Raw genomic sequence first — 16061 nt, forward strand, 5'->3', positions numbered from 1 at the left:
ATGATCAGTGGGCGCGGCACACCACCTCGGCAGCCTTGCGACGCTGACGTCGCGCTTCGATACGTTTGGCCATGCGCTGTGCTTCACGGGATTGCGTGACCTGAACATCCGGATTGAACGCACGGGAAAAAAAGTCGAAGAACAGAAACATGATGTGGCCTCCTCATATGGACACACCAACATGCTGCACGCCGATAGCCGGCTATCTATTGATCTGCGTCAAGAGTCGCCAGTGCTTCAATTGCGGCAGGACGCCGCAATTGAAGCACTCTGCCTTCGAACGGAAAAAGCCCTTCGCACACCGAATGAGCGATGCTCATACCGGTTCGGAAGGGCTTCGGATGGTTGCCACTTTGCCTGGCAGATTACCAAGCGTAGCTCACGCCGATCGTTCCCTTGAACGCATGATTGTCGGAGCTGCCAGCCCCCAGAGCCGCGGCATAGCTGATCTCCCCAAACGTGCTCCAGTTGTCTTGCCGAGCGACGCTGCCACCTACACCCAACTCCCCCCAAAGAGGCCGGCTGTCCTGTTTGAGTCGAACCTTGGCGACATCGACTTCACTGCCGGAGAGGATGTCGTAACTAAGATTGGCAATGCCATACAGCTTCACCGGATTGTTCTGGCTATCGCTGTACCAGCTCACAGGCGGCTCAACCTGAATACCGACACGACCTTTGAGGCTATCGTTTTTAGCCTGAACGATGCGCGCACCATGCTCGTCAGTGAAGCTGTCGAAGTCGACGTGAGTCCATGCCAACTGAGCTTGCGGAACCACCGTCCAATCCGAACCGGCATCAAGACGTTTACCGATTTCCAGACTCATTACGGACGACCAGCCTTTGTTGCCACCCCCCGTCTTGTTCGACAGCTTGCTGTCATACCAGGTCAACTGTCCAACGGCATCGGCATAGAAGCCATTGTCATCCAGCCAGGTGGCACTGACGCCTACACCGTACCCGGTTGTAGTGATCTTGCCATTGCGCTTTTCGCCACGCGCCGGGTCACGGGTAACGTCGACATCACCATGCGACGTACCCAGGGTTGCGTAGAGACCGGCGTTGAGTACCCCGTGGTCATTCTGCAAGGCCGTGTTTTCATAGCCGAGCTGCATAAAACCGATGTGCTGGGTATACGGCGAACCTTTCCTGGGGTCATAAGAGCCGTATTCGCCTGCCACACGCCCCCAGGAACCAGCAGGGCTCGCCTCACTGCGGCGACCTTTCTCAGCGCCATCGGCAATACCGTTCAGCCAGATGCTATGGCCTCTACGCTGCTGCAGAGAGCCAAGGGTAGATAACGCATAGTTGCCGAGCTGATCGGAATAGACACGGACAGTCTGCGCTGAAGCACTCAGCGCTTGGTTACCAGGCCCTCCAGCGGACGAGGTATCGATGGAGCGCAGGAACCAGTCCTGATCGTTCATACCTGCATCGAGACCGCCTCGATACAGGCTGTACTCGAAAGCACCGGCCACCACCGGCGCATTGAGACGAAACGCATCGGCAGAGGTCGTCGCGCCATTGATGGTTTCGACAATCTGGATGCCGTTGGCCGTGGTGAGCGCACCAGGGCCGCCCACATTGGTGATCGACAGCGTGGTAGTACCCGTAGCGGTACCGCCATCGATAACGATGCGATCAGACGCTGATCCATCTGCGCCCAGGTAGGTGCTGAGGGCAATGACACCGCCGTTACCCACGTAGTTGTTCGTCGTGAAGGTGGCATTGGCGCTATCACCGATGCGGATTTCGCCCGTATTCGTCACGCTGTTCAGCGCGTGACTGAAACCGTTCAGGTCCAGCACGCCGCCAGCATCGATCGCATAGGTGGAGCTGGAACTGAATGCACCCGCATTGCCAGCAGCCAGTCGCCCAGCAGATACCCGCGTCTCTCCGCTGTAGACATTGGCGCCTGTAAGCGTCGTGGTCCCCGCGCCGATCTGCGACAGCCCACCTGTACCGGATATGACACCCGAGTAGGTGATGTCATCGGAACGGTTGAAGGCCAGCGTACCGTTGTTGACTACATCCCCTGTAATGGAGCCGGTGGTACCGCCTGTACCGATCTGCAACGTCCCGGAACTGATGCTCAGCGAACCGGATGTTGTCGAGACATCCCCGCCGACCTGCCAGAGCGATCCGGACACGTCCAGGCTGGAGAACCCTGAAAGATCACCTGAAACGAAACCCGCCCCCTGCAACTGCAGGCTATTGCCCATACCCGTGCTTACAGCTCCGCCATTGAGTACGGAGCCATCGGAAAGGGTCACGGTATTGTCGCTACCCGCAACAGCAACGGCTGTACCGCCGGTTCCGGTAATGGTTCCACTGTTGGTCAGACTGTTGTTATCCGTCTGCAGAGTCACACCCGTATTGCCGGAAATGAGTCCGGCATTGGTGATATTGGCGACACCGCTACCAACCAGCAGGCCGCTGGACGTGGCATCCGTACCGATGATCGAGCCCGTGTTGGTCGCCGTTATAGCCCCCTGACCCTGGGAAAAACTGACCCCAGTCCCCCCCGTGATCGTACCGGTGTTCACGAATGTGCCGGTACTCGCGGCCGTAGAACCCAGACGAACTTCCACACCGATGCCGCCGGCACCCGCAGACACCGTACCGTTCTGAATGACCGATGCCGAACCCGCAGCGCCCGTGGCAACAGCGCGAATACCGGTCGAGCCATCAGCGGTCAGATTGATTTCGCCGTCGTTGACGACGGAGACTGCATGGTCGACGCCGGCATCCTGGGCAAAGATACCGAAGGCAGCGTTCCCCGAGATAACGCCACTGGCGCCATTGGTGACAGAGGCATCGCCATTGGTGAATACGTAGATCGCCCGGCCGCCTGTTCCCTGCATCGAAACCGAACCATTGTTGACCAGCGTACCGGTCGAGTCACCCGAGGAGCCGCGAATGACAAGACCATAGGTGTTGTTCTGCGCGATGATGACGCTAGCCCCCTCCTCGACCGTGAGAGAGGCATTACCCGCGGTCGTGACTGACGGAACGCCCAGACCGATACCTACGGTGGTATCCGAGTTAGCACCAAGCGGATTGCCGCCGGTCGTATCGACTACCGTGCCTGAGGCCAGCGTTACATTATTATCTGCACCGGTATAGTTAATGCCATTCGCATAAGGGTTACCGGTGCTGCTGCACACGACGGTGGGACCGACACCACATTCATTGGCGCCCAGCGCCAATGTTGGAATACAGGCAAGGGCCGCCATTGCCGAACAAGAGGTCATCGCCAGAAGACGGGGCGACCGCACTTTCAAGGGATTCACGCCATGCTGTTTTACCTTATTCATAATTAATCCACACCATTCAAATTAATATAATTTTAACTTCAAGCACTCCCTGCTTAATCGGAAATCAATGCACCTGCTTACTTGCCTGCAATTTCCGAATCGCTCCATGCACCGCACGCAACAGACACTATTCAGCACTCAAGTCTCGACTCGACAACGCAGTTCACTGCAATGAAGAAATCTTGCTGGAAAGCGACTCCGCCTTTTCAAGAATGCAAATCACCTTGGAACACCTGAAGTCATTCACTCGCAGAGCGTCCATCACCAGGCAATATGTCCCGACGCTGTTTGCGCCATGAGCGCGATACCAACTGCCTTTCGTGTTATTTCGAAACAGCCATCAGCATTGCACTGACCGCTCCATCCAACCTGTAGAGCCGCTCACTGCCTCCAGTTCTCGCAACGGCGCATGGAAGAGGGCTAACAGGTTTTATCGGATGCCACCCTTGTTAAAGTCACTGCTGGTAAAGACAGACTTTTCAAGCGTGAAACTTGTGCACATAACGACTCCAGCGCCCATTAACTAACACATCACTGCATCAGGCACTTCAATAACGACATCACCACCACGCAAACAACCGAACACCTTCAAGCCTCAGTCGTTTGACGACATCTTCCTGACGAGACACGCTATAACAGATATTTATTGGGCAGCCGCGCGCACACCCACTGCAGGCAACATGCCCACACGAAAGTGCGCCGCACGCGTCAATATATGAGAAGCGTGCAACATACCCGCCGCATTCAAGATGAAGATTGGCTCGAACGAGATAACAAGGAAAACTTTATCGCACGCTTCCTGACCAGAAGCTGAACAAGCCAGGGCCAGGTATTAAGAATATTCTTAAAAAGTAATGTATCGTCACCCCGCGGACGCACGAGCGCAGAGAATCCGATGATTCTGGATTCTCGTCCGCACCGTAATGACAGTCTTGTCAGAACTTGTCCAAGGAAACTCGTCGACCGCCTAGCCAGCAGACTCGCCTACCGCACGGAGAACGACTCAGATCACAGAAGCTCAGTCGAACAACGCGTCAAGCGCTTGTTCCAGGCGCGTGACGGCGATGACCTGCAAGCCCGGCGGAGCTTCCTTGGGCGCATTGCCCTTGGGCACGATGGCACGCTTGAAGCCGTGCTTAGCCGCCTCCTTCAAACGCTCCTGACCACTTGGCACCGGACGAATCTCGCCAGACAGGCCGATCTCGCCGAACACCAGCAGGTCGTGCTGCAGCGGCCGGTTGCGCAGGCTGGAGATGACTGCCGCCATCAATGCCAGATCGGACGCCGTTTCCAGCACCTTGACCCCACCGACCACATTGAGGAACACGTCCTGGTCATAGGTCGGGATGCCACCGTGGCGGTGCAGCACTGCCAGCAGCATGGCCAGGCGATTCTGATCGAGGCCCAGGGTGACGCGGCGCGGGTTGCCCAGATGACTGGTGTCGACCAGCGCCTGCACCTCCACCAGCATCGGTCGCGAGCCTTCCCACGTGGCCATGACCACGCTACCGGGCACCGCTTCCTGCGCGCGGGTCAGGAAGATCGCCGAGGGGTTGGAGACTTCCTTCAGGCCCTTGTCGGTCATGCCGAACACGCCCAGTTCGTTGACCGCGCCGAAACGGTTCTTCACCGCCCGCAGCAGACGCAGACGACCATCGGACTCGCCCTCGAAATACAGTACGGTGTCGACCATGTGTTCCAACACGCGCGGTCCGGCCAACGCGCCTTCCTTGGTGACGTGGCCGACGAGAAAGATCGCCGTACCGCTCTGCTTGGCAAAACGCACCAGCAGCGCCGCACTTTCGCGCACCTGGGCCACACCGCCAGGCGCCGACTGCAGTTGCTCAGTGAAAATGGTCTGGATCGAGTCGATCACCATGACCTTGGGCTTTTCCTGGCGCACGGTGGCGATGATCGATTCGATGCAGGTTTCGGTCATCACCTTGAGTTTGTCCTGTGGCAGGTCCAGGCGGCGCGCACGCATGGCCACCTGCTGCTGCGACTCCTCACCGGTGACGTACAGCGCTGGGAAACGCTGGGCGATGTTGCACAGGGTCTGCAGCAGGATGGTCGACTTGCCGATGCCGGGGTCGCCACCGATCAGCACCACCGAGCCATCCACCAGGCCGCCACCGAGCACCCGATCCAGTTCACTGGAGGCGGTGGAAAAACGCGGAATTTCCTCGACACTGACTTCAGCCAGGGTTTTGATATTGGCCTTGTCGCCGGCCCAGCCAGTGCGCCCGCTGGGCGTGGCACCCTCGACCACTGTTTCGACCAGGGTATTCCAGGCGCCGCACTCACCACACTGTCCTGCCCATTTGGGAAAGGTGGCGCCGCACTCGGTGCAGCCGTACATGCGTTTTGCCTTGGCCATTGCGATCGATCCTGCCGCTGAACGAAGGCTGGAACGATACCGAACAACTGGATAAATTTACAGACCACAGCCACTCTGCCCGGAATGCACATATGCAGATCCAACTGCTGCCCACCAGCGCCGAACAGCTGCCGCTACTGGCCAACCTCTACCAGTTCTACGCCTACGAAAGCTCGGACTGGGAGCAGGAGGACGTGGAGACGGACGGTCGCTTCTACATCCATCAACCCCACCTGCAGCGCTATTGGCAGGAGCCGGGCTGGAGTGCGCAACTGATACTGGTCGACGGCTTCATTGCCGGCTTCCTGCTGATCGAACAGAGCGAGTTACCTGGTCTTGATGTGCCGGAATTCGCCGACCTGTTCATCCTGAAAAAGTATCGTCGCCAGGGCATCGGGCGCGCCGTGGTACAGCAGGTAATGGGCGATGGCAGGCCCTGGCTGCTGCGTTTCTACCGTCAGGATGAGTTGGCCTGCGCCTTCTGGCAGCAGCTTTTGAGCGAATGGACCAGGCCGGCGCGCCCGGTGTGGACAGAAGAAGAGGCGGACGGGCTGCTCACTTATCTGATCAACCCGCCCGTGCATTGAGGCCTTTCGGCTCCGACGGCGAAGTCAAGATGAGATCCGGGAAGACCAGTGCGCACGGCGCACCCTACCGGTAGCAATCTCGTAGGGTGCGCCGTGCCTGCCGCATTTTCCGGGCATCAACCCCGACAGCCATTGCCACAACCGCAGCACTGACCTGCAGCGCGTTTGAGCTGGCGCGCCAGTTCGTCCTTGATCGCTACACGATGGAGTTTCAGTGCGCTGAGGGTAACGTCATCGAGCAACTCGATACCGTCCTCTATACGGCAGATGCGCTTGTCCAGCGCTTCGTACTCTTCGGCCTGGCGAGAGAACTGTTCATCGCTCTGCCGCAGGCGCTGCAGTTCGTTGCGCAGTTCGGGGAAATCATGAACCAGCGGATGGTGGTCGACGTGCATGAGGAAGCCTCTGACAGGGAAGATGGCTCCAGCCTAGCGCTGCACGTCGACCATTCATTTGATCCGGATCAAGCACTGCCCGCCTTGCGCAGCAGATCGGCGATCTCGTCCTTGAGACCCACACGCTGCAGTTTGAGCCCCTGCAAGGTCAGGTCGTCGGCAGCTTCGCGACCGTCCTCTATTTCGTAGATGCGCTTGTCCAGCGCTTCATATTCGCCAGCCAGGCGAGGGAAGTGCGGATGACTTTGCATCAGCTTGCGCATGACGTCGCCTTGCTGAGGAAATTCGCGGGTCAACGGGTGATGTTCAAGCGGCATGGAGGACCTCCCCAGATAGTGTCCCTTTAGCCTAGTCGAAGCCTGGCTACGTGCAGGCAGTGAAACATCGGCAGAAGAGACGCCGGGCAGCAAACGCCAACCGTACCAGCATGACGAAATGAAATGTTGCAGCTTTTCTGCTGTTTTCCACTGCGCTTGCGCTAAATTGGCCGGCCATTGGCCACTTATCCCCCTACATGACACTCCTGATAGCGTTCGCTGTCCTCTCCATTCTGGTTTCGTTCATCTGTTCCATCCTCGAAGCCGCCCTGCTCTCCCTCACGCCCAGTTACATCGCTCAGCAGAAGGTTGCAAAACCGCAGCTGTACGAAAGACTGAAAGAGCTCAAAGACAAGATCGACCAGCCGCTGGCGGCCATCCTGACCCTCAATACCGTGGCGCATACCGTAGGTGCGACCGGTGTCGGTGCGCAGGTGGCAATCGTCTTCGGCGACGGTTACCTGGGTATCGCCTCGGCGGTCATGACCCTGTTGATCCTGGTGCTTTCGGAGATTCTGCCGAAGACCATCGGTGCCCGTTACTGGCGCGCCATGGCGCCCTTCCTGCCCAGCCTGCTGCGAGCGATGATCCTGCTGCTCAAGCCGTTCATCGTCATGTCGGACCTGATCATGCGTCTGTTCGGCGGCAAGGAGCCAGAGCACGACATTCGCCAGGAGATCAAGGCCCTGACCCTGCTTGGCCGCGAAGTGGGCAAGCTCGACGAAGACGAGCAACGGGTGATCAGCAACATCCTCGATCTGCACGAGATTCGTCTGCGCGACATCATGACGCCACGCATCGTCTGCGAATCCGCCGCACCAGATGAATCGATCGCCGCGTTCAAGGCGCGTGCCCGCGAGAGCCAGTTCTCCCGGTACCCGGTGATCGGCGAGGATGAGTCGCCGCTGGGCGTGGTGTTCCGTTATGACGCCCTGGCGGCCGAAAACGATGGCGAACCGATCACCCAGATCATGAAACCGCTCAAGGTCGTGCCGGACAGCATGAACGTGGAAACCCTGATGACCCTGCTCATGCAGGAGCGTCAGCACATGTGCCTGGTGTACGACGAGTTCGGTAGCTGGCATGGCCTGGTGACACTGGAAGACATCATGGAAACCATCATCGGCAAGCCGATTCTCGACGAGACCGACGATATCCCCAACATGCGCCGCTTCGCCAAACGCCGGTGGGAACATCGACTCAAGGCAATCCGCGAAGACTGATCACCAGTAGTTCTCCACCGCCACCTGACCCGGCCGCCGGGTCAGGCTCAGATTCAGGCCCCGCGCCTTCAGACGCTGACGAATATCGTCGATCATCTGCGGGTTGCCGCAGATCATCACTCGCGAATGCTTGGGCGCCAGCTGCAGGCCCGCTGCACGCTCCAACTCACCGTTGTCGAGCAGATCGGTGATACGCGCATTCAGGCAGTCCGGCGCCTGCTCGCGGGTGACCACCGGCAGGTAGGTGAGCTTGTCAGCGAATTCGGCCAGGTGTTCCAGCTCGCCAAAACTCCTGATCAGTGGCTGATAGGCCAGCTCGGCGAAGCTGCGCGCGCTGTACACCAGCACGATGCGCTCGAAGCGCTGCCACACTTCGAAGTCCTGCAGGATCGACAGGAACGGCGCGATGCCGGTACCACTGCCGAGCAACCAGAGATCACGGCCGTCGACGAAGCGGTCCAGAGTCAGGTAGCCGGTGGCCATCTTCTCCACCAGCAGGCTGTCGCCAACGCGCAGGCGGCTCAGCTCGCTGGTGAACTCGCCCGCAGGCACCACGATGGAGAAGAATTCCAGATGCTCGTCATGCGGTGCCGACACCAGCGAGTAGGCGCGCCAGACCACGCTGCCATCGGCTTTCTCCACGCCCATACGCACGAACTGCCCGGCGCGGAAACGAAAGCCCGGGTCACGGGTGGTGCGCAGGGTGAACAGGCTCGGCGTCAGGCTGTGTACCTGGAGCAGCGTCTGACGGGTGAACTTGTCGTCACTGACGGTCATAATCGCCCCCTTCATTGAATACCCGCTCAGTCTGGCGCAATCGGCCAGCGACAAACACCGAAGGTTTGCATGCCTACTCTCGAAACCCCCTTCGCCAGCCTCGAACTGCAGCGCCAGCCGCACCAGGCGAACGAACCGCTCCAAGCCTTCGATGCCGCCGACGAATACCTGCTGGGTCATCTTCATGAGCAAGGCATCGAGGCAGGCAGCCGTGTGCTGCTGCTCAACGACAGCTTCGGCGCCCTCGCCTGCTCGCTGGCCGGACACTGTCAGGTGACCAGCAGCGGCGATTCGCACCTGGGCTTTCTCGCCCTGCAGAAGAACCTCGCCAGCAATGGCCTGAGTGGCGACGCAGTCACCTGTCTGCCAAGTTGCGAAACACCGCAAGGGCCGTTCGACTGGGTGCTGATCCGCGTGCCGAAGACCCTGGCGCTGCTGGAGGAGCAACTGATTCGCCTGCACGGCCAGCTGGCGCCAGATGCCCGCGTGATCGCAGGGGCGATGATCAAGCACCTGCCGCGCGCCGCCGGTGATCTGCTGGAGCAATACGTCGGCCCGGTGCAGGCCTCGCTGGCGGTGAAGAAAGCCCGCCTGCTGGTCGCCACGCCTGAAACCAAGGCAATGCCGCACTCGCCCTACCCGACCCGCTACCGTCTGGATAAACCGGCGCTGGAGCTGGTCAACCACGCCAATGTGTTCTGTCGCGACGGCCTGGATATCGGCACCCGCGCCTTTCTTCCGCATCTGCCACGCCACCTCGGGCGCGTGCGCGTCGCCGATCTCGGTTGTGGCAACGGCGTGCTCGGCATCGCCTACGCCCTGGGCAGCCCGCAGGCGGAGCTGACGCTGGTGGACGAGTCCTATATGGCCGTGCAGTCGGCGCAGGAAAACTGGCGAGCGGCACTCGGTGAACGACCAGTGACCATACGCGCCGGCGACGGACTGGCCGAACAGCCCGCCGATTCGCTGGATATGGTGCTGTGCAACCCACCCTTCCACCAGCAGCAGGTGGTCGGCGACTTCCTTGCCTGGCGCATGTTCCAGCAAGCCCGCGCGGCGCTGGTCACCGGCGGTGAACTGTGGATCGTCGGCAACCGCCACCTGGGCTACCACGCCAAGCTGGCGCGCCTGTTCCGTGGCGTCGAGCAGGTGGCGGCCAATCCGAAATTCGTGGTGCTCAAGGCAAGAAAATAGACGCCCTACAAGGTCAGGGTAAATCGCGACAGCAACGCGCCCGGCAAGGCCATCGAGCCCGTCTGCCTGGCGCCGTAGGTACCGCCTGGCAGCAGCAACTCGGGTTCGCGGGTCAGGGCCTCCAGTTGCGGGCCGAGGAAGTCGAACAGCGCATCATCGAAACGCATGGTGTCCACCGGCGCCCGGATCTGCCCATCCTCGACCCAGAAGGTGGCGAAGCGGGTCATGCCGGTCAGGCGTGCGGCGGGCAGGTCGGAGAAATTGCCGTACCACAGGTTGCCGATGTACAGCCCGGTGCCGAGCCGTTGCAGCACGTCGTGCTCATCCAACTCACCGCCTCGCATGTACAAGGACAGCGGATATTCGCCGCTGCACGCGCCATTGGCGATCAATCCATATTCTGCGGCACTGCGCGAGCTGACCAGGCGTTCGCCAGGTCGCCCCTGGCTGATCAGGCGCAGCGGCTGGCGTGGACCTTCGGAGGTGAAAGCTGGCGCCAAGCCCCCCTCGATGCGTTCGTCCATCGTCACCAGCGGGCTGAGTTCGGCCTTGCCATTGAACAGACGCTGCAGGGGACTACCACCCGACGCCAGTGCCTGGGCGCCGAAGCCCCAGCAGCATAGGCTGACCAGTTCTTCCAGCGCAGCCGGCGCCAGATAGGCGCGATAGGCCCCTGGCTGCAGTACCTTGGCCGATCGACCGAGAAATTCCAGCTGTTGCCGCGCACGCTCCAGCTTGCGAACGAACGCCTGGGCGTCCCACTGCTCGCCGGCATAGGCGCTTTTCACGGCCTGGCCGTTACCGTGAAAGAGGCTGAACTCCACGTTGAAACTGCTCGCGGCGTACCAGCCGAACGCGCCCCAGGAACTGGCGAAGCCCTGATACTGCGGCCCGACGGCAAGAAAGCCGACCAGATCCAGGCCAGCCGCCGCCGCGACGATCTGCTGCGCCATGACCGCGCTATCGAGCCGCACTGCTTCGCCCACCAACTCGCTGCGCCAGGCCTCACGATTCGAGCGCAGATAAGGGTCGTCACTCAAGGTTGGCAGCACGCCACGCAGGCGCTGCAAGGCGTGCTGCAGGCGCGGCAAATCCTCGTCGAGCACGCCGCTGAGCGCCAGCTTGCTTTCGGCATGGCGCTGGCCCTGGTACAACGACAGGGTGACGTACGCCTGCTGCACCTGCCCGGCCTGGCGTACCTGGCCCTGGTTGAAACGGATGAAGCTGGACACCTCGGCGCCGTAGGCCAGGGTAAAACCCTCCTCGCCCACGACCTGCGCCTGCAGGTGCTCCAGCAACGCACTGAAATGCTGACGTGCGTCCATCAGGCTGCCCCTCCGAAAACGTCGATATCGGCGAAGACGCAGGCCGGCGAGGCATGCCCGACACGGATCACCTGGTTGGGTTCGCCCTTGCCGCAATAGGGCGTGCCCATCACCTCGAAGGTACTGACGTCGCCTACCGCGCGCAGGTTGCGCCAGAACCGCGAGCTGATGCCGCGGTAATTGGGGTTCTTCACCACGCCCTTGAGTTCGCCGTTTTCGATCAACTGGCCCCATTCGCAGCCGAACTGGAATTTGTTGCGCGCGTCGTCGATCGACCAGGAGCGGTTGTTGCTCATCAGGATGCCGCGCTCGATACCGCCGATCAGCTCGGCCTGGGTCTTGTCACCCGGCTCCAGATTGAGATTGGCCATGCGGTCGATGGGCGGCCGGTTCCAGCTGCACGCACGGCTGTTGGCCACACCCGGCAGGCCACTGCGCCACTGCGACAGCGTACCGCCGAGCGGGCGCTGGAGGATGCCACCGCGGATCAGGTAATGGCGCTGCGCCGGAGTGCCGTCGTCATCATGGCTGTAGCTGGCCAGCTCGCCTGGCACGCCCGGATCGAAGGTCACGTTGAGCAGCGACGAGCCGTAGGGGTAATGACCGAAATCTTCCTGGCGAATGAAACTGGTGCCGGCGAAGTTGCGCTCGTCACCGAGGATGCGGTCCAGCTCCAGTGGATGGCCGATGGACTCGTGGATCTGCAGGATCATCTGGTCCGGCATCAGCAGCAGGTCACGCGGACCGTTCGGGGTGTTGGGCGCCAGCAGCAGTTGCAATGCCTCGTCGGCAATGCGCTCGGCACTGCCGATCACGCCCAACTGCTGCAGCACCTCGGCACCGCCCTGCCGCGCCAGATGAGTGCCGCCAAAACTGCGACTCTGGCTGTCATGCTCGTCGCTGGCGGTGACGCCCACCTGCGGGAAGACGTAGCGCTGGGCACGGCGCAGGCAGGCGCCCGCGCTGTTGAGGTAGATCTGCTCATGGCAGGTGAAGGTCACACCAACGTGACTGTCGACCAGGCGCGCATCCTGTGGAATCCGCGCCGACTCGGCCATCAGCAACTCGAACCAGTGGCCGGCGCCTGCCAGCGGCTGCGCGTAACCCGGCATCACATCGTCGCGTTGCTCGGTGGGATGCGGCAGGCTGGCGAGGTCGAGCAGGTTGTGCCCGGCCAATCTGCGTGCCATCTGCTCGGCGCGCTCCAGCGCGGCCTGCAAGCCAGCCTGGCTGAGATCGCTGGTGGCCGCATAGGCTTCGACGCCGGCGATACGCACGGTGAGCATGGCGCCGGCATCGTCGACGAAGGACGGCGCCTGCGCCACATGCCGCCGCACCCAGTAGGATTCCCGGCTCTCGCGCACATGGCGCAGCGACCAGAAATCCGCGCAGCTTTTCAGCCCGGCGAAGCGGCGTTGCAGGGTATCGCTGAGGGCGAACATCGGGCCTCCTTGGCTGGCGACGAAAGGAGGCAGTATGGGAACAATCGGTTGGGCGGATCAACCGCCAGGCTCAGCCCGGCGTTCCCAATCCCGCCGCGCTCATGAACTGGCGCAACAGCCAGGCCACGACACCCAGCGCAGTGACGCTGCAGGCCCAGATCAGCACCAGCCAACCCAGACGCTGCCACAACGGTTTTTTATCCTGCTCGACCTTGGTCATTTCACGGCCCTCAGTGATAGCCATCATCCACCGTCACCTTGCCGCGAAACACGTAATAGCTCCAGGCGGTGTACATGAGGATGAAGGGAATGATGAACAACGCGCCCACCAGCATGAAGCCCTGGCTCTGCGGCGGTGCAGCGGCCTCCCAGATGCTGATCGACGGCGGAATCACGTTCGGCCACAGGCTGATGCCCAGGCCGCTGTAGCCGAGGAAGATCAGCGCCAGGGTGAGCAGGAATGGCGAGTAGTTGGCGTTGCTGGCCACGGCCCGCAGCAGCGCCCAGGTGCACAGCAGCACCAGCACCGGTACCGGCATGAACCAGAACAGGTTGGGCAGGCTGAACCAGCGCTCGGCAATATCCGGGTGGGCAAATGGCGTCCACAGGCTGACGATGCCGGTCACTCCCAGTACCACGAAAACCAGAGGGCGCCCCAGGTCATGCATCTGCTGTTGCAGGCGACCTTCGGTCTTCATGATCAGCCAGGTGCAACCGAGCAATGCGTAGGCGGCGATCAGCGCCAGGCCGCAGAACACCGAGAATGGCGTCAGCCAGTCGAACGCGCCTCCGGCGAAGCTGCGATTGACCACCTCGAAACCGTCGATATAGGCCCCCAGTGCCACGCCCTGGAAGAAGGTGGCAGTCAGCGAGCCACCAATGAAGGCCTTATCCCACAGATGGCGCTTGGCGGCCTTGGCCTTGAAGCGAAACTCGAAGGCCACACCACGGAAGATCAGCCCCAGCAACATCAGGATCAGCGGCAAATAAAGCGCGTCGAGTACAACCGCATAGGCCAGCGGGAAGGCGCCGAATAGCCCTGCCCCGCCGAGTACCAGCCAGGTCTCGTTGCCGTCCCAGACCGGCGCGACGGTGTTCATCATCACGTCGCGCTCGCCGTCGTCGCGAACGAAGGGAAAGAGGATGCCGATGCCCAGATCGAAGCCATCCATCACCACATACATCATCACACCGAAGGCGATGATCACCGCCCAGATCAGCGGAAGGTCGATACCCATGTTCAGTTCCTCTCCGGCAAGGTGTCGGTTTCGCCATCTTCCAGGCCTTCTTCGGCAGCCGAGAGCGGACGCGCTGGCGTACGCGGTTGGCCAGGCCCGCCCTCTGAGGTTTCCTTGCCCTCATCGATCTTCGGCCCCTTGCGCACCAGGCGCAGCATGTAGCCGATACCCGCACCGAACAGCACGAAATAGACCACCACGAACAGCGCCAGAGTGAGGCCCAGCTGCGCCGCACTATGCCCTGATGAAGCATCGGCGGTACGCATCAGGCCATGAACGATCCACGGCTGGCGACCGATCTCGGTGGTGTACCAGCCGGCGAGGATGGCGATGATCCCGCTCGGGCCCATCCAAACGGCCAGGTGCAGGAACGGACGGCAGGTATACAGCCGCTCGCCCCGACGCAACCAGGTACCCCAGATTCCGACGAAGATCATCATCAGGCCCATGGCGACCATGATGCGGAAGGTCCAGAAGACGATAGTGGAATTGGCCCGATCCTCCGGCGGGAAGTCCTTCAGCGCGGGCACCTGCTTGTCCAGGCTATGAGTGAGGATCAGGCTGCCGAGCGCGGGGATCTCCACCTTGAAGCGGGTTTCCTCGCGCTCCATGTCCGGCCAGCCGAACAGAATCAGCGGCGTCGGCTCGTCGCCGATATTCTCCCAGTGGCCTTCGATGGCCGCGATCTTCGCCGGCTGGTACTTGAGCGTATTGAGGCCGTGCAGGTCGCCGATAAAGGCCTGCACCGGCGCCACCAGCAAGGCCATCCACAGCGCCATCGAGAGCATCTTGCGGATTGCCGGGTTGTCACGCCCGCGCAGCAGGTGCCAGGCCGCCGAAGCACCGACGAAGAAAGCGGTGGCGAGGAACGCCGCCGTGGCCATGTGCGCCAGGCGATAGGGGAACGACGGGTTGAACACCACGGCGAACCAGTCCACCGGAATTACCCGTCCGTCGATGATCTCGAAGCCTTGCGGCGTATGCATCCAGCTGTTGGAAGCGAGGATCCAGAAGGTCGAGATCAGCGTGCCGATGGCCACCATCACCGTGGAGAAGAAGTGCAGGCCCGGCCCGACGCGATTCCAGCCGAACAGCATGACGCCAAGGAAGCCAGCTTCGAGGAAGAACGCGGTGAGCACCTCGTAGGTCAGCAGCGGCCCGGTGACCGCCCCGGCAAAGTCGGAGAAGGCGCTCCAGTTGGTGCCGAACTGATAGGCCATGACCAGGCCGGAGACCACGCCCATGCCGAAGTTGACCGCGAAGATCTTCGACCAGAAGTGGTAAAGATCGCGATACAGCGTATTGCCGGTCTTCAACCACAGACCTTCGAGCACCGCCAGGTAGCTGGCCAGACCGATGGTGATGGCCGGAAAGACGATGTGGAAGGAAATGGTGAAGGCAAACTGGATTCGGGCGAGATCAAGCGCCTCTAGGCCGAACATGTCACATCCTCATTCAGGGTTATTTCGGCCCCAGCACGCAAAGCCGATCCATAGACTCCAGATCTTGGAGTCAAACGAGCTGAAATTGTTCTTATGGAAGTGGTATGCAGCCGAGAAGCTGCTGAGTAAAGCGCGAAAAGGCGTATTGATCTGGATCAATGCGCACTAAAAGACTAGCCGCTAAAGGCGCAACTGGCGCTGTGGTGATTTGCCGCGCGACAGGCCACCGCAGCGCTGAGAGAGGCGCCATCCCTGGGGTAGGTTAGCGGCGCTGAACGGCGATCCTGCTGGTGTCGATTAAAACAGTGCGCTCGGATGGCCGCCCCACGTAACCCACCAGGCACAGCGAATAAGCCGGTAACCGTGACAAGCGGCTAACCCACCCTACAGGAGACCGAGCCATTTTTGACGTGGACGCTCTCAAGAGCTA

14 protein-coding genes are annotated in these 16061 nt (G+C 61.0%); 3 read left to right on the forward strand and 11 right to left on the reverse strand.

From position 1 onward, the window contains the following. Positions 1-4: 4 nt before the first annotated feature. From H3221_RS01795 to radA, 3 genes are all read right to left on the reverse strand, one after another. Positions 5-151: a hypothetical protein gene (locus H3221_RS01795; RefSeq protein ID WP_196473821.1), complete on the reverse strand. Its 147-nt coding sequence runs from the start codon at positions 149-151 to the stop codon at positions 5-7. Between the two features lie 214 nt (positions 152-365). After that, positions 366-3314 (reverse strand): autotransporter family protein, encoded by a 2949-nt coding sequence (locus tag H3221_RS01800; RefSeq protein ID WP_196473822.1) that lies wholly within the window; start codon positions 3312-3314, stop codon positions 366-368. Positions 3315-4332: 1018 nt separating this feature from the next. Further along, positions 4333-5691 carry a DNA repair protein RadA gene (radA, locus tag H3221_RS01805; protein ID WP_196473823.1) on the reverse strand — a complete coding sequence of 453 codons (1359 nt, stop codon included), beginning with the start codon at positions 5689-5691 and terminating at the stop codon, positions 4333-4335. Between the two features lie 92 nt (positions 5692-5783). Between radA and H3221_RS01810 the strand changes: the two genes are divergently transcribed. Beyond that, the gene (locus H3221_RS01810) at positions 5784-6278 is read left to right on the forward strand and encodes a GNAT family N-acetyltransferase (RefSeq protein WP_196473824.1); all 495 of its coding nucleotides are present in this window, start codon (positions 5784-5786) and stop codon (positions 6276-6278) included. A 116-nt stretch (positions 6279-6394) separates the two neighbouring features. On the opposite strand, the gene H3221_RS01815 is transcribed toward H3221_RS01810, so the two are convergent. Both H3221_RS01815 and H3221_RS01820 read right to left on the reverse strand, forming a co-directional pair. Further along, positions 6395-6673, reverse strand: a complete 279-nt coding sequence (locus H3221_RS01815) for a YdcH family protein (RefSeq protein ID WP_160019337.1) — start codon at positions 6671-6673, stop codon at positions 6395-6397. Positions 6674-6741: 68 nt separating this feature from the next. After that, a complete protein-coding gene (locus H3221_RS01820; RefSeq protein ID WP_021487975.1) occupies positions 6742-6990 on the reverse strand; it encodes a YdcH family protein in 249 nt (82 codons plus the stop codon). Between the two features lie 197 nt (positions 6991-7187). Here H3221_RS01820 and H3221_RS01825 point away from each other — a divergent pair, with 197 nt between their 5' ends. Continuing rightward, positions 7188-8213, forward strand: coding sequence for a CNNM domain-containing protein (locus H3221_RS01825; protein WP_196473825.1), 1026 nt, complete (start codon positions 7188-7190; stop codon positions 8211-8213). On the opposite strand, the gene H3221_RS01830 is transcribed toward H3221_RS01825, so the two are convergent. Beyond that, positions 8214-8990, reverse strand: a complete 777-nt coding sequence (locus H3221_RS01830) for a ferredoxin--NADP reductase (protein ID WP_196473826.1) — start codon at positions 8988-8990, stop codon at positions 8214-8216. Positions 8991-9059: 69 nt separating this feature from the next. On the opposite strand from H3221_RS01830, the gene H3221_RS01835 reads away from it, so the two are divergent. Continuing rightward, positions 9060-10184 carry a methyltransferase gene (locus H3221_RS01835; RefSeq protein ID WP_196473827.1) on the forward strand — a complete coding sequence of 375 codons (1125 nt, stop codon included), beginning with the start codon at positions 9060-9062 and terminating at the stop codon, positions 10182-10184. A 5-nt stretch (positions 10185-10189) separates the two neighbouring features. Here the strand turns inward: H3221_RS01835 and H3221_RS01840 are convergent, their stop codons facing one another. The 5 genes from H3221_RS01840 to H3221_RS01860 all read right to left on the reverse strand — a co-directional run bounded on the left by H3221_RS01840 (position 10190) and on the right by H3221_RS01860 (position 15631). Next, positions 10190-11509: a TldD/PmbA family protein gene (locus H3221_RS01840; protein ID WP_196473828.1), complete on the reverse strand. Its 1320-nt coding sequence runs from the start codon at positions 11507-11509 to the stop codon at positions 10190-10192. Next, on the reverse strand, positions 11509-12951 hold the full coding sequence (locus H3221_RS01845) for a TldD/PmbA family protein (RefSeq protein ID WP_196473829.1): 1443 nt from the start codon (positions 12949-12951) through the stop codon (positions 11509-11511). The genes H3221_RS01840 and H3221_RS01845 overlap by 1 nt, the downstream gene beginning before the upstream one ends. A 70-nt stretch (positions 12952-13021) precedes the next feature. Next, entirely contained in the window at positions 13022-13171 is a 150-nt protein-coding gene (locus H3221_RS01850; RefSeq protein WP_196473926.1) for a DUF2474 domain-containing protein, read from the reverse strand. A 10-nt stretch (positions 13172-13181) separates the two neighbouring features. Further along, entirely contained in the window at positions 13182-14189 is a 1008-nt protein-coding gene (gene cydB, locus H3221_RS01855) for a cytochrome d ubiquinol oxidase subunit II (RefSeq protein WP_192980091.1), read from the reverse strand. 2 nt (positions 14190-14191) lie between these two features. After that, the gene (locus tag H3221_RS01860; RefSeq protein ID WP_196473830.1) at positions 14192-15631 is read right to left on the reverse strand and encodes a cytochrome ubiquinol oxidase subunit I; all 1440 of its coding nucleotides are present in this window, start codon (positions 15629-15631) and stop codon (positions 14192-14194) included. Positions 15632-16061: the final 430 nt, after the last annotated feature.

Source organism: Pseudomonas chaetocerotis (assembly GCF_015712105.2).
Classification (GTDB): domain Bacteria; phylum Pseudomonadota; class Gammaproteobacteria; order Pseudomonadales; family Pseudomonadaceae; genus Aquipseudomonas; species Aquipseudomonas chaetocerotis.

Bases quoted from the DNA above. Each gene is read 5' to 3' on its own strand.
- H3221_RS01825 (WP_196473825.1), top strand. From the start codon at position 7,188: ATGACACTCCTGATAGCGTTCGCTGTCCTCTCCATTCTGGTTTCGTTC.
- H3221_RS01800 (WP_196473822.1), bottom strand. From the start codon at position 3,314: ATGAATAAGGTAAAACAGCATGGCGTGAATCCCTTGAAAGTGCGGTCG.
- radA (WP_196473823.1), bottom strand. From the start codon at position 5,691: ATGGCCAAGGCAAAACGCATGTACGGCTGCACCGAGTGCGGCGCCACC.
- H3221_RS01850 (WP_196473926.1), bottom strand. From the start codon at position 13,171: ATGACCAAGGTCGAGCAGGATAAAAAACCGTTGTGGCAGCGTCTGGGT.
- H3221_RS01830 (WP_196473826.1), bottom strand. From the start codon at position 8,990: ATGACCGTCAGTGACGACAAGTTCACCCGTCAGACGCTGCTCCAGGTA.
- H3221_RS01845 (WP_196473829.1), bottom strand. From the start codon at position 12,951: ATGTTCGCCCTCAGCGATACCCTGCAACGCCGCTTCGCCGGGCTGAAA.
- H3221_RS01860 (WP_196473830.1), bottom strand. From the start codon at position 15,631: ATGTTCGGCCTAGAGGCGCTTGATCTCGCCCGAATCCAGTTTGCCTTC.
- H3221_RS01835 (WP_196473827.1), top strand. From the start codon at position 9,060: ATGCCTACTCTCGAAACCCCCTTCGCCAGCCTCGAACTGCAGCGCCAG.
- cydB (WP_192980091.1), bottom strand. From the start codon at position 14,189: ATGGGTATCGACCTTCCGCTGATCTGGGCGGTGATCATCGCCTTCGGT.
- H3221_RS01810 (WP_196473824.1), top strand. From the start codon at position 5,784: ATGCAGATCCAACTGCTGCCCACCAGCGCCGAACAGCTGCCGCTACTG.
- H3221_RS01795 (WP_196473821.1), bottom strand. From the start codon at position 151: ATGTTTCTGTTCTTCGACTTTTTTTCCCGTGCGTTCAATCCGGATGTT.
- H3221_RS01815 (WP_160019337.1), bottom strand. From the start codon at position 6,673: ATGCACGTCGACCACCATCCGCTGGTTCATGATTTCCCCGAACTGCGC.
- H3221_RS01840 (WP_196473828.1), bottom strand. From the start codon at position 11,509: ATGGACGCACGTCAGCATTTCAGTGCGTTGCTGGAGCACCTGCAGGCG.
- H3221_RS01820 (WP_021487975.1), bottom strand. From the start codon at position 6,990: ATGCCGCTTGAACATCACCCGTTGACCCGCGAATTTCCTCAGCAAGGC.